The 13,619-nt window shown below is 68.0% G+C and carries 9 protein-coding genes; 3 read left to right on the top strand and 6 right to left on the bottom strand.

The genetic code is table 11. From position 1 onward, the window contains the following. Positions 1 to 154: 154 nt before the first annotated feature. From F1D05_RS18955 to adh, 4 genes are all read right to left on the bottom strand, one after another. Complete coding sequence (locus F1D05_RS18955) at positions 155 to 3,082, bottom strand: M36 family metallopeptidase (protein ID WP_185448885.1); 2,928 nt, start codon at positions 3,080 to 3,082, stop codon at positions 155 to 157. A gap of 257 nt (positions 3,083 to 3,339) precedes the next feature. Then, positions 3,340 to 4,539 carry a S53 family peptidase gene (locus tag F1D05_RS18950; protein ID WP_206686271.1) on the bottom strand — a complete coding sequence of 400 codons (1,200 nt, stop codon included), beginning with the start codon at positions 4,537 to 4,539 and terminating at the stop codon, positions 3,340 to 3,342. Positions 4,540 to 4,767: 228 nt separating this feature from the next. Next, positions 4,768 to 5,145: a DUF779 domain-containing protein gene (locus tag F1D05_RS18945; protein ID WP_185448884.1), complete on the bottom strand. Its 378-nt coding sequence runs from the start codon at positions 5,143 to 5,145 to the stop codon at positions 4,768 to 4,770. Beyond that, positions 5,145 to 6,668: an aldehyde dehydrogenase gene (gene adh / locus F1D05_RS18940; RefSeq protein ID WP_185448883.1), complete on the bottom strand. Its 1,524-nt coding sequence runs from the start codon at positions 6,666 to 6,668 to the stop codon at positions 5,145 to 5,147. The genes F1D05_RS18945 and adh overlap by 1 nt, the downstream gene beginning before the upstream one ends. Positions 6,669 to 6,780: 112 nt before the next feature. Between adh and F1D05_RS18935 the strand changes: the two genes are divergently transcribed. Then, on the top strand, positions 6,781 to 8,229 hold the full coding sequence (locus tag F1D05_RS18935) for a helix-turn-helix domain-containing protein (protein WP_185448882.1): 1,449 nt from the start codon (positions 6,781 to 6,783) through the stop codon (positions 8,227 to 8,229). Positions 8,230 to 8,373: 144 nt separating this feature from the next. Here the strand turns inward: F1D05_RS18935 and F1D05_RS18930 are convergent, their stop codons facing one another. Continuing rightward, on the bottom strand, positions 8,374 to 9,387 hold the full coding sequence (locus tag F1D05_RS18930) for a LacI family DNA-binding transcriptional regulator (RefSeq protein WP_185448881.1): 1,014 nt from the start codon (positions 9,385 to 9,387) through the stop codon (positions 8,374 to 8,376). A gap of 173 nt (positions 9,388 to 9,560) precedes the next feature. Here F1D05_RS18930 and F1D05_RS18925 point away from each other — a divergent pair, with 173 nt between their 5' ends. Both F1D05_RS18925 and F1D05_RS18920 read left to right on the top strand, forming a co-directional pair. Then, positions 9,561 to 10,469, top strand: coding sequence for an amidohydrolase family protein (locus tag F1D05_RS18925; RefSeq protein ID WP_246486812.1), 909 nt, complete (start codon positions 9,561 to 9,563; stop codon positions 10,467 to 10,469). A gap of 109 nt (positions 10,470 to 10,578) precedes the next feature. Beyond that, positions 10,579 to 11,142: a cysteine dioxygenase gene (locus F1D05_RS18920; protein WP_185448880.1), complete on the top strand. Its 564-nt coding sequence runs from the start codon at positions 10,579 to 10,581 to the stop codon at positions 11,140 to 11,142. 687 nt (positions 11,143 to 11,829) lie between these two features. Here F1D05_RS18920 and F1D05_RS18915 read toward each other — a convergent pair. Next, positions 11,830 to 13,533, bottom strand: a complete 1,704-nt coding sequence (locus F1D05_RS18915; RefSeq protein ID WP_185448879.1) for an HNH endonuclease signature motif containing protein — start codon at positions 13,531 to 13,533, stop codon at positions 11,830 to 11,832. Positions 13,534 to 13,619 lie beyond the last annotated feature (86 nt).

Raw genomic sequence — 13,619 nt, 5'->3', positions numbered from 1 at the left:
GATGTTATTGGTTGGTTACCGGTCAGTCATGTCGGTGAGGGCCTCATCACGCCAGCGTGTCCCGTCTCACTCTGTCCGGCGCGGTCGCCGGACGCGCGCAGTACAGGCCGAAGGGCCGGCCGAATGTTCGGCCGGCCCTTCGGTGTCGGTGCTGCTACTTGGTACCGAAGACCTGGATCTCCGACATGTCGGTGAACTTGCAGCCGCCGAAGGCGCCGGCCGGGCAGTTCGTCGAGAAGTTGGGGACCTGCGGGCTGAGCATCACGAACCGGACGAACTTGATGCCGGTCGCGTTGCCGCTCGGGGTGAGCTCGGTGTACTTGCCACGGTTGGCCGCGGTGAAGGTACCCGTCTGGGCGGTCGCCCAGGTGGTGCCGTCGACCGAGGTCTCGATCCGGTAGTCGCCGGTCGAGGCGCTGCCCGGGTCACCACAGGTGTTGGACGGGTCGACCGAGAACTTGGTGACGTTCACGGCCGCCGGCAGCGCGATGTCGATGTTCTTGGGGATCATCACGTTGGTCGGGTTCCCGGCGTTGTCACCGGTGGTGCTGCCCCAGCCGGTGCCCTGGCCGCTGTCGATCGCGAAGCCCGGCCCACACTGCGGGCTGAAGTCGGGACCGTTGAACGCCTTCACCGTGCCGCCGCCGGAGGCCGAGGCCCAGTTGCGCCGCGGCGAGAAGTTCGCCGTGGTGCCGCTGGCGGAGACCGTGACGGACTGGTTCAGGATCTCGTAGCCCTTGGCCGCGACGACGAACTTCGGGTAGGTGCCCGGGAAGATGCCCGGGATCGTGTACTTGCCCTGGGCGTTCGTCACGGCGGTGTAGTCGCCGCCGAAGCCGGAGTCGTGACCGGCGATGAAGACGAGCGCACCGCTGACCCCGGTGTTGGTGTCCTTGTCGATCACGGTGCCGGACAGTGTGGCGGTCGCGCCGGTCGGCGGGACGTGGGTGTCCTCGGCCGGCAGCGAGTCGCCCGCGTTGGTGGCGCCGGCGAACCAGCCCATGCCGCGGTTGGCGAAGATCTTCCAGAGCGCCTTCTGGTTCGCGCCACCGAATGCGACCAGGTCGGCCTGCAGGATGGCGTTGCGCATGTCGAGCATCGACGGGTCGGCCGGGGACAGTTCCATCCCGCGGGTGATGTCCGACAGGGCCTTGGTGCGGCCGAGCTTCTTGCGGATGTCCCACAGCGTCTGGGCCCAGACCTCACCGGAGGAGTGCACCTCGGGTGCACCGCCGATGGTCGGGAAGTCGCCGTAGGTGTAACCACCCTGGGAACCGTCGATGCCCACGCAGTTCGGCGAGGCCGAGCCGACCGAGCAGTCCATCGCCTGGGTACGGAACAGCGCGCCGGCCGAGACGTACTTGCCCTCGAGCACCTCGCCGTCCTTGCTGGTGTCCTTCTCGAGGCGGTTGGTGACCAGGTAGTCCATCGCGTAGAAGTCGCTCCACGCCTCACCCATCGAACCGGCCTGGATGCTGTTCAGCGTCGAGTTCCCGGAGGCGTCGACCACCAGACGGTTCGACAGACCGTGGGTGTACTCGTGGTAAAGGATGCTGGCGTCGTTCGCACCGCTGCTCGGGACGAAGGCGTCCTGGGTGTCGTCAGCGCCCGGGGTGTGCCACAGGTACATCTGCATCGTCGGTGACAGGCCGTCGGGCGGGGTGTTCATGTTCGCGTTGTCGAGGTGGTTGGCGTCCGGACCACCGTTGGCGGCCGTGGCCGCGCCGTCGAGCGCGTTCAGGCTGACCGGGTCGCCGCCGGCGGTCGTGAAGTTACCGGCCGCGGGGGTGAAACCGATCGGGCCCTTCTGCAACCAGTCGTGGAAGTTGCTGGCCAGGTAGAACGCGTTGGTGACGTCCTGCTTCTGGTTCACCTTCCAGGAGTCCGGCTTGGCCGGGTCCCAGGTGCAGATGAACGCGGTCGAGCAGAGCTTGCTGGAGTTGTTCGTGTTGAACGACTTCAGCACGTACTCCGCGCCGTGCTTGGTGCCGGGCACCTTGACGTTCTCACCGGCGTTGGCGACATTGTCGTCATTCACGTCCGCGAAGGCGTGCACCGACGTTCCGTCGAGGGTGGTCGCACCCTTGAGCAGGAAGCCCCGCTGGAAGAGGTTGACCACGTGCTGCTGGCCACCGCGGGGAGCACCCGGGTAGTTCTCCTGGACCAAGGCGTCGCCGTTGGCCTCGTCGGTCAGGTCGCGGCGGTACAGCACGGCGCCCGACTGCGCGTCGATCACGTGCGTGTAGTTGAGGGAGTCGCCGGCCTGGGTGTACGTCGCCCAGCCCTTACGCAGGCCGTCAGCGGTGTAGAACCACACGAGCTTCGCCTGGTCGCCGTTGGTCCAGTTCTTCACGTTGCCCTTGGCGGTGCCCTTGACTGCCTGGGCCTTGCCGTCGACATCCGAGGCAGCCTTGCCACGGGCGGAGTCGGCGGAGACCGCCGGACCGGCCGAGCGGCTCGCGGCCAGCCCGTTCAGACCCGCCACCGGCGAGCCCTGGATCGAGATCAGCTGGCCCTTCTTGGTGACGTTGGCCTGCAGGCCGTTGCCGAACAGCGGTACGCCGCCGACAACCTGCTCCCACGAGACGTGGTGGGTGCCGACGATGTCCTTGTAGTCCTTGCGGAGCCGGAGCGTCTGCAGGTCCTGCTCGGAGAGGTGGAAGATCTCCGGGTGCGCCCGGATGTAGTCCAGCGCGACCTTCGCGGCGGGCTTGTTGCTCGCGCCGGTGAGGAAGCCGTTCAGCTTCGCCACCTGCTTCGGCGTACCGGTGACCTGGTCGACGGAGACCACGGCCTGGCTGCCGAGCGAGGCGCGGAACTTGTCCTGCGCCGCGCCCTGCTTGCTCATCGTGCGAGCCGCGTTCGCGTAGTCGACCCGGTCGCTGGGCGTCCGGGCGTCGTAGTTGCCCTTGCGTTCCTTGGCGGTCTTCTTGTCGGCGGATTGACCGGCCTGCTTCGACGAGTCCGGACCCGGCTTGGCGGATGGTGCCGCCAGTGCACCGGTGGCGGTGATCGCCAGCACGGTGGTGGCTGAGACAGCGGTGACTGCCAGAAGCCCCCGCCCCCTGCGTGGTGTTGTCACAGCAAACGCTCCATGAATTTGTCTTTGCGGCTCGCCCTCGACGATCCGTCCGGGCTGACCTTAAACCTGCATTTCCGCGCGCGGAAGGGCTATTCGGTGAATGCGGCCGAGACGAGGGTTGTCCTTCGTAAACGGACCGATACTGCAAGCGACGCCAAAGTCGTAGCACAGAGCAACGAACCGGCTGCGAACAGTGCTGGACGGGCGGACCGGTGATGCCGGTCCGCCCGTTGCTTGATTGGCTGTGACGAACCTACTTAGAAGGCGCCTGCGCCATTCGGCGTGCCGAGGCCGGTGGGGCCGTCCCAGCCGGTCCGGGCGTTGCACCACTGGGTGATGGGGCAGCTGCCGTTGGAGCCGGTGGTGACGTCGAACAGCGAGCTGGTGTGCGCGTACGGCAGTGCGTTCGCGTACCCGGCGGTGTTGCCCGACAGCGCGTAGACCGACGCGATGATCGGAGCGGCCTCACTGGTCCCGCCGAACTGCGCCCAGGTCGAGGCTGTCTTGCTGGTCGGGTAGTAGATCGCCATTCCGCCCTTGCCTGGGTCGGACGCGGCAGAGACGTCGGCCATCGCTCGCTTCGAGCAGCCGGTATCGAACGTGGATGCCGCACTCAGAGCGGTGTTGTACGTCGAACAGCCGGAACCGGCGCCACTCCACACGCTCTCCGACCAGCCACGGGTGTTGCTGGCCGACACGAGCGAGGTGCCACCCACCGCGGTGACGTAGGAGGACGAGGCCGGGTAGCTGCCACCCTGGTAGCCGTTGTCACCGGTCGACGCCGTGACGGCGATCCCCGGGTGGTTGTAGTAGGTCCCGTACGTCGAGTCGGCCGCGTCGCCGCCGCCGTAGCTGTTCGAGATCGCGACCACGCCGGGCTGCTTGGCGGCGGTGACCACCGCGGTGCCGAGGTCGGCGAAGCTGGCCGACTTGGCCTGTACGACGACGATCTTGGCGTCCGGTGCGGCAGCGGAGACCGCGTCGACGTCCAGCGCCTGCTCGCCGGCCCAGCCGGTGTTGAAGCGCGGCAGCGAGGTGCCGCCGTTCTGGTCGATGATCCGCAAGCAGCCGTTGGCGATCGTGCAGGCGGACAGGCCGAACTGGCTGCGATAGACGCCGAGGTCGCGCTCCAGGTTCGGGTAGCCGTAGGCGTCGACGATCGCGACCGTCCGGCCGTTGGCGCTCAGCCCGTTGAGCTTGTAGGCGTCGCGCAGGCCGGTCGGGGTGAGCCCGGTGGCCGGCGGGGTGGCCGTCGCAGGCGCCACTCCCGAGGCGTCGACCAGCTTGAAGGCATGGCAGGACGCCGTGTGGGGTGAGGTCGCGGTCGCGCACACCTTGGTGGCATGTTTTCCGGCGGTGTACGGAGTCGGAGTCGCGGCGGCGGCTCCTTGGCTGGTCAGTCCTGCGACGGCTAGTGCGCCGACGCCCAGGGCGGACACGAGAATCCGTTGCTTCAACAGAACTCCTCGAGCTGGGCAGGCCCGCTCCGATCCAACTCGGTCGGGGCGGAACCGGCGTTGATTGGTGCTCGAAATCGTCCGCCCCGGTGACAGCTGGTGACCAGCGATCCGGACCCTGACAAATGTCATGGGTTTCAACTGAGGTGAACCGGTTTTTCCTTTCATTGCGGCAAAATTCCGGCGCTGGTATGCGCTGAAGGTTTCCCCCTGCCTTTTCAGGCCTGGTCAGAGGAGGCCGAGGTCGGCGGACTCCTGGTCGCTGAAGAGGCGGGAGCGGATCAGGAAGCGGACGCCTTCGGGGGCCTCCACGGAGAAGCCGCTGCCGCGGCCTTTGACGACGTCGACGGTCAGGTGGGTGTGCTTCCAGTACTCGAACTGGTTCTTCGACATCCAGAACGAGATCGGCTTGTCCAGCCCGTCGACGTCGAGCTCACCCAGCTGGATGTCCGCGTTGCCGGTCTTGAACTCGCCGTCGGGGTAGCACATCGGGGAGCTGCCGTCGCAGCACCCGCCGGACTGGTGGAACATCAGCGGGCCGTGCAGTTCGGTGAGCCGGCGGAGCAACTCCGCCGCCTCCGCCGTCAGCGAAACCCGGTCGACCATCAGAAGAAGCCGTCCTTGGTGGGCCGGTAGCTGACCAGCAGGTTCTTGGTCTGCTGGTAGTGGTCGAGCATCATCTTGTGGTTCTCGCGCCCGATGCCGGAGTTCTTGTACCCACCGAACGCCGCGTGCGCCGGGTACGCGTGGTAGCAGTTCGTCCAGACCCGGCCGGCCTGGATCTCGCGGCCCGCGCGGTAGGCCGTGTTCATGTCGCGCGACCAGACGCCGGCGCCGAGCCCGTACAGGGTGTCGTTGGCGATCTTGATCGCGTCGGCGTAGTCGTCGAACCTCGTCACCGAGACGACCGGGCCGAAGATCTCCTCCTGGAAGATCCGCATCTTGTTGTCGCCCTCGAAGATGGTCGGCTGGACGTAGTACCCGCCGCTCAGGTCGCCGCCGAGGTCGGCCTTCTCGCCGCCGGTGATCACCTTCGCGCCCTCGGCCTTGCCGATGTCGATGTAGGACAGGATCTTCTCGTACTGGTCGTTGCTCGCCTGCGCGCCCATCATCGTCTCGGTGTCCAGCGGGTTGCCCTGCTTGACGGCCTCGGTCCGGGCCTTCGCGTCGGTCAGGAACGAGTCGTAGATGCCGGCCTGGATCAGCGCGCGGGACGGACAGGTGCAGACCTCGCCCTGGTTCAGCGCGAACATCGTGAAGCCCTCGAGCGCCTTGTCGTAGAAGTCGTCCTTGACGCTCGCGACATCGTCGAAGAACACGTTCGGGCTCTTGCCGCCGAGCTCCAGCGTGACCGGGATGATGTTCTCCGAGGCGTACTGCATGATGAGCCGGCCGGTCGTGGTCTCACCAGTGAACGCGACCTTGGCGATTCTGTTGCTGGAGGCAAGCGGTTTGCCGGCCTCGACGCCGAACCCGTTGACGATGTTCAGTACACCCGGCGGGAGCAGGTCGCCGATCAGCTCCATCAGCACGTGGATCGACGCCGGGGTCTGCTCGGCCGGCTTCAGGACGACGGCGTTGCCGGCCGCCAGTGCGGGTGCCAGCTTCCAGGTCGCCATCAGGATCGGGAAGTTCCACGGGATGATCTGCGCCACCACGCCGAGCGGTTCGTGGAAGTGGTAGGCGACCATGTCGTCGTCGACCTGCGAGATCGAGCCCTCCTGGGCCCGCAGCGCGCCGGCGAAGTACCGGAAGTGGTCGATCGCCAGCGGCATGTCCGCGGCCAGCGTCTCGCGGACCGCCTTACCGTTGTCCCAGGTCTCGGCGACGGCGAGCAGTTCGAGGTTGCCCTCGATCCGGTCGGCGATCTTGTTCAGGATGTTCGCGCGCTCGGCGGCCGAGGTCCGGCCCCAGCCGGGGGCGGCGCCGTGGGCCGCGTCGAGGGCGCGCTCGACGTCGTCGCTCGTCCCGCGGGCGATCTCGGTGAACGTCTCGCCGGTCACGGGCGTCGGGTTCTCGAAGTACTGGCCCTTGGCGGGCGGCACCCATTCACCGCCGATGTAGTGGTCGTAGCGTGACTTGAACTCAATCGGGCTGCCGTCCTGCCCGGGCGCCGCATAGATCGTCATCGGTCCTCCTGCTCAGATGTGCCAGGTCGGCACCGTAGGACTCGTCACGTTGCATCAACGTTGCATGACTTTCTGCTCTTGAACGGCGGGGGTTTCCGGGCGACGCTGGAGCGTGGACGCACTGGAGCAGGCGCGTCGGCTCACTGAGCTGTACGACGAGGTGCTCGGCGGTGGCCGGGTGCCAGGTGTGCCGCGCCCACTGGTGGCCCAGTCCTGGCAGCGGTCGCTCGCGGCCGCCGTCGATCCCGAGCTCGACGCATCGCCGGTGGTCATTTCGAACGAACTGCTCGAGTCGCTGCGGGAGAACCATCCGCTGCGTGCGGTGTTGCCGATCCTGCGGCAGACGCTGACCACGATCGCGGACGAGGCGTCGCACATCATGATCGTCACTGACGCGCAGGGGCTGATCCTGTGGCGCGAAGGAGCCGCCGACGTTCGCCGGCAGGCCGACCGGATCGCATTGTCCGAAGGGGCGATCTGGTCCGAGGACGCGATCGGCACGAACGGCATGGGTACGGCGCTCGCCGCGGACCAGCCGGTGCAGATCCACTCGGCCGAACACCTGGTCCGGCGGATCCACGCGTGGACCTGTGCCGCCGCGCCGGTGCACGATCCGGATACCGGGAAGTTGATCGGCGCGATCGATGTCTCCGGGCCGCTGCGCACGGTCCATCCGGCCATGATGGCGCTGGTGACGGCAGCCGCCCAGCTGGCCGAAGGGCAACTGCGGGTGCGGATGGCGGCCGCCGACGAGCAGCTTCGCGCCCGGAACATGCGGCACTTGACGGCCCTCGGCGATGAGCCGGGTGCCCTGCTGACGCCGACCGGCCGGGTGCTCGCAGTACAGCCGCTCGCCTGGCTGCCCAACCGGGTGGAGATCGCCGCCGGCGTGGATCGGGTCGAGTTGGGCGACGGGCGCGAGGCCGTGGTCGAAGCACTCGAAGAGGGCTATCTGCTGCGGATCCCCGGCGGCGTACGCCGGGCGCGCGCGTCGCTACGGCTGAAGTTGCTCGGCGCGCGCAGGCCGAGTGCGGTGGTCCGCGGCCGGGAGATCCCGCTGACACTTCGCCGGGCCGAGGTGCTCGGGTTGTTGCTGCTCCATCCGGCCGGGCTCACCGCCGAGCAACTGATGCTGCAGCTGTACGGCGACGAGGGCAACCCGACGACGGTCCGGGCCGAGATGCACCGGCTCCGGAACCTGCTCGGCGAGGGGATCCTGGACACCAAGCCGTACCGGATCCGCGCCGACGCCTCCAGCGACGTCACCGATGTCCAGGCCGCGATCCGCGCCGGCGATCTGGCGACGGCGACGGACCTGTACTCCGGTCCGTTGCTGGAGCACTCCGATGCGCCGGCCCTGCGGACGGAACGCGACGAGCTCGACGCGACCTTGCGCGGCGCGGTACTGGATTCGAAGGATGCCGACCTGATCTGGCGCTTCGCCCAGACCTCGATCGGCGCCGAGGACCTGGAGATCTTCGAGGCGCTGGCCCGGGTGCTGCCCAGCAGCGATTCCCGCCGGTCGGCAGTCGGCGCCAGACTGCATCGTCTCACCGGCTGATCTTGTCGGTCGCCAGACCTGTCGAGGTAGTGGTCTGTCGATCACTGACTGTTCAGCGGTGCATCCGCATCCTGGACAGTGTCTTTTAAGTCGACTGGATTAGTCTAGTTTCGCAGGGTGGATGCTGTGGCCGGGAAGTCGCCGTCATGCCGTGGTGGGCGGGGCGGCGACCGAGCCGCGCTCGATCAGGGTCGGCTCGACGGTGGTCCGGCGGACCCGGCGGTTGGTGTCGACGGCCGAGGTGACGCGGGCGACGACGTCCGCCACGAGGTCGTCGAGCGGCCAGTGGAACGTGGACAGCGGCGGACAGAGCAGCTGAGACATCGGCTGGTCGTCGTACCCGAGCAGGGACAGGTCGTCGGGCAGGCGGATGCCGAGCTCGGAGCAGGCCGCGTACACCCCGAAGGCCATCGAGTCGGCGAGCGCCAGCACGCCGGTCGGCCGCGGATCGCTGGTCAGCATCGCGCGGGCGACCTCGGTCGCGCCGGCCAGGTCGTGCGGACACGGGACGATGCGGATCTTGAGCCTCAGCCCGAAGGCGACCCGCTGGGCGATCTCCTCGGCCGGCCGCTCCACCTCGAACCGGCGGGACGGGCTGAGCACCGCGACGTTGCGGTGACCGGCCTCGGCCAGTCTGCGCAGCGCCGTACTGACGCCGGCCTCGTTGTCGAAGAGGACCTCGGACTTCGCCTTCGCGGCGGGCAGCGCGTCGCCGATCGCGATCACGGCCGCCTGCTGGGCGATCTTGGCCCAGGCCTTGGCGCCCGGATCGATCGGGATCACCACGATCGCGTCGGCGCGGTGGTCGACCAGGTGCTGGGCGAGCTGGAGCTGACGGTCGGCGTCGCCGGCCGAGTCGATGATCCAGGCGTTCCGGTCCGGAGCGAGCAGCTCCCGGCCGAGCGCGGCGGCGAGGCGCTGCTGCCACAGGTCCTCGAGCGAGGCGCAGAGCACGCCGATCGAACCGCTCCGGCCGGACGCGAGCGCGCGGGCCACGGGATCGGCCTGGTACCCGAGACGTTCGGCGGCTTCCTGCACCCGCGCCTGCGTCTCCGGCGTTCCTTGCAGACCTCGCAGCGCGTACGAGACCGCCGCCATCGAGAGGCCGGTCTCCGCCGCGATGTCCTTGAGCGTCGGCCTGCGGCCTGTTCCGGACATGGCATCGACCCTAGGCCACCGCGCCGACAAAAGCTGGGCGCCAGGGCTTACGTGCTGGATACGAGCTTGACAACACCGTCTTTGAAGCGCTTCACTACGGATGTCTTGAAGCGCTTCAAAGCGAAGCTCCCCGCCAGTATGAACCGAGTCAACCTTGACGGAGAGGTGTGCCCGTGACCGGCGTGATCGATGTTCACCAGCACCTGTGGCCGGCCGGGTTCGTCGACCGGCTCCGGGCCCGCACCGAACCGCCGTACCTGGACGGCTGGACGTTGCACACGGCCGGCGAGCCGGCGTACGAGGTCGATCCGGCGGCACATGAGCTCGGCAAGCGGGTCGCGCTGGAGCAGGATGCCCAGACCGCACTGGCCGGGGTGTCGCTGTCCAGCCCGCTCGGCATCGAGCAGCTTGGCGACACCGCTTTGCTCGACGCTTGGCATGAGGGTGCGTTGTCGCTGCCTGAGCCTTTCAAGGCCTGGGCCGCCATCGATCTCGTCGAGCCGGACGTCGACGGCCTGGAATCCTTACTGGGTAGAGGTTTTATCGGACTGCAGCTGCCGGCTCACGTGCTCGGTACGCCGGCCGCCTGGGCTGACCTCGGCGACTTGCTGACGGTTGCCGAGCGGTCGAGCAAGCCGATACTCGTGCATCCCGGGACCGCGACCCTGCCGGCCGGCGACGTGCCGGGATGGTGGGCGCCGGTGGCCGACTACACCCTCCAACTGCAGGCGGCCTGGTGGGCCTGGCACGCCTTCGGTGGTCGCACCGCCTTCCCGAAGCTCCGGCTCTGCTTCGTCGCCGCAGCAGGCTTGGCGCCCGTTCACCACGAGCGACTCGCTGCGCGTGGCGGCCGACTCGGCACCATCGATCCCAACCTCTTCGTCGAGACCTCGAGCTACGGACCGCAGGGGATCGACGCGGTCGCCCGGGTGCTCGGGATCGACCAGGTCGTCCACGGCACCGACCGCCCGTACGCCGGGACCGTCGACCTTCGCCAGGGCGCGGCCGCTACCGCCGTGATCCGTTACAACAATCCGCACCGCCTGCTGTACGGCATCGATCCAGCGGCGGCGGAGCGATGAATCACCTCAGACCTTCCAGCGACCCCGCGACACGTAGTACGGGGAACCACCACATCCACCCAAGCCATGGCCCGCAAGCCATCGGCGTCTTCTCCGAGAGGGGAGTGCAGTGACTGTTCAGCACGTTTCCGACGCACCCGTCGTACCCGCGCGTCAGGCCAGCCGGCTCGTGGAGCTCAACGGCTGTCTGTCGCTGGACAACCTGCCGGGGCGTGATCTCGAACCGAGCGAGCTGGCCGAGCTGGCCGGCGGCATCGCGGCCCAGCCGCATTTGTGGGAGGACAAGGTCGCCTACAGCGACGAGGAGCGGGTCTTCGCCTCGCTGCACCGCGACGCCAACGTGGACGTCTGGCTGATCTGCTGGACCCCGGTCAACGACACCGGCTGGCACGACCACGACGTCTCCTCGGGCGCGGTCGCCGTCGCCCGCGGCAAGCTCGTCGAGCACAACCTGGCGATCGGCGTCGACTCCGTCGAGACCGAGATCGAGGCCGGCGACGTCTACGGCTTCGGCCCCGACCACATCCACCGCGTGGTCGGCCTCGACAAGGGCAGCGTCACCGTCCACGCCTACAGCCCACCCCTGTGGCGAATGGGCCAGTACTCCGTCAAGGACAACGTCCTCCGCCGGGTCTCAGTCTCCTACGCCGACGAACTCCGCCCACTGGACTAATTCCTACCCCCGAACCGCCCGCCTCCACCCCCTTGGAGCCGGGCGGTCCGTCTTTCCCCCAGGCGCAGGCAGCAGCGGGAGCGCGTACCGACGGACAGGAGGTAGTCCACGGAGCGCACCCGTGCCACACCCGGCTGAGCGCGGGCACCAACCAACCAGCCGACTACCTCCTGTCCGTCGGTACAGCCCCACGTAATCAGCCCACTCGGCCCCGCTCGCACAGCCGGCCGGCCCGCTCCGCCAGATGCTCGCTCCGCCAAACGCAGTTCTGTCAGGCGCCGTTCTGGTGGGCCACCTCCACCGGCGGCCCACCAGCTCGCGCGGCCGCCTTGGTAGTTGGGTGCTGCTCGTGCTGCTGCTGATCCCAGGACTCGGCGTGGCCATCAATGCGCCAGGCAAAGCCACGGTCGCGTCAACGAACTCCTCGATCACCCCGCCGCCGCGCAGGGAGTGGGCGGTCCGGTTCGGCTGCAGGAGTTGGGCAGCGGCGGGTCTTCGGGTGACCTGGTGCTGGCGACCGGACATGAGCGGAGTCCAAGGCCGGGACGTTGGTGGGTTAAAACGCTAGAGAGTGATGGAGCTGGGGGAGGAGGCCAGGGAGTGGTGACGATGGGGGCAGGCAGGCAGGCAGGGCAGTCGGGGCAGGCGGGGCAGGCAGGCAGGGCGGGGAGCGGTGGAGGTGGGGGGTTAGGAGGCTAGGGGTGGTGGGGTGGACTGGGTGGGGTGGTCGCCCCAGGGGTTGAGGAGGGTGGCGTCTGCTGGGGTGATCCAGGGGATGTCGTCGGTGTGCGGCCAGGAGCGGGTTGGCGTTTCGCCGGGGTTGTGCTGCTCGGCCTTGGCGCGGGCAGGAGGCGGCGGCCAACCGGGGCTGGTCTCGGGTGGATGGTTGGGTGGGACGCGGAGTCTTCGGCGGGGTGGGGTGCGGTCGGCCCAGGGTGGGCGGGTGACCTGAGGGATGCCGTCGATGATGGTGACTGACCATTGGCGGTGGTGGACTTCGCGGTGGTGGAGTTTGCAGAAGAGAGCAAGGTTGGCGAGCGACGTCGGGCCGCCGTCGATCCAGTGCGCGAGGTGGTGGGCGTCGCACATGATCGGGGGTGCGTTGCAGATGATGCATCCCTTGTCGCGGGCGATCAGGGCGTTGCGGATCGGGGCAGTGACGAATCGTTTGGTCATCCCGACGTCGAGGGGTTGCGAGTTCGAACCAAGGACGACCGGGAGTACGCCGGAGTCGCAGGCGAGACGGCGGACCGCGGCGGCCGACAGGTTGTCGCCGAAGACGAGCTCACCCATCCCGCTCCCCTCCCCAAGATCGAACGGCAGACGCCGTGCGCCGTCGAGACCGACCGGTAGGGGTTGTGGGTTGCCGTGACCGTCGGGTGGAGGTTGTGGGTTGCTGTGGCCGATGGATAGATCGTTGTTTGCAAGGCTGTTGGTGCCGGCTGAGGTCAGAGCGTCTGCAGAGTCAGGAGTAGCGGTGACGGCTGGGGTGGGCGCTTGGCCTGTGCTCGATCGGTCGGTCTTGTCCGTGCGGCCGGGCGTGGCGGGGCGGGGGTGGTTGGGAGTTGGCGTGCGGTTGGCGTTGTGGGCGGTGGCGTTCTTCAGGGCGTTGTAGTCGATGGTTATGGTGATGTTCGGGCTGGGGGTGCCTGTGCCTGTGGCGGCGGCGGTGAGGACGGCGACCAGGGCGTCTGCCTGGCGCTTGTCTCGGGTGCGGGGGTCGGGCTGACCGTCCTTTGTCTTGTGGGGCTTGGCGTTGGCGTGGATCAGGGTGCTGAACAATTCGGCGTTCTCGTTGGCGAGGTAGCCGCCGAGGCAGATGCCCTGGTCGGCTTTGCGATACCAAAGGGCCTCGCGTCGGTAGGCGTCCTCCTCGGCCGGCTCGGGACCGTCGGTGTCGAGGATGTCGCGGACCTGCTTGCCGGCTCTGGCCAGGTCAGCGGAGTTCAGGTGCTGGGCTGCCTTGACGAGCTGCTGTTCCGCCGCGTCCAGATCTTCGACGGGAACCATTGCCGACCGAGGGATCCTCTCCAGTGCCGTGACGATGGCTTTCGCCTGACCGAAGTGTAGAAAATAGTCACCCTCGTCCGTGTCGGCATCCTCGTCCAGCAGGCTGGGCAGCGCACCGCAGACAGCGACGTACTTCTGGAGGGCAGCGGCGAGTTTGAGCTCGGCGCGGACCTGGGCGGCCGGGAGCCGGTGGCGGAACGACACGAGCTCGACGGTGTCCTTCGCGCCGAAAGTATTCGCGTGACCGGCCTCGTCGAAGGCGGCAAGGAGCTGGTGGCGGTAGGTCTGCAGGCGCGTGAGTTCGTCGTGCACAGCGTCGAGGGCGTCGAGCATTTCCTTGCCGCTCATCGACCGGATCGGACGCGCCTCGACGGGTTCCATGCCACTAACAATAGCCACCCCCTCCGACAGTTTCCCAATCGAAGAGCCCTTATTTTCAAGGGATTCGAGACCGAACACATCTGGTC

The organism is Kribbella qitaiheensis, from assembly GCF_014217565.1.
In the GTDB taxonomy this organism is placed as follows: Bacteria; Actinomycetota; Actinomycetes; order Propionibacteriales; family Kribbellaceae; genus Kribbella; species Kribbella qitaiheensis_A.
The sequence above is the reverse complement of the archived record's forward strand: the minus strand, read 5'-3'. Positions and strand labels throughout refer to the sequence as shown.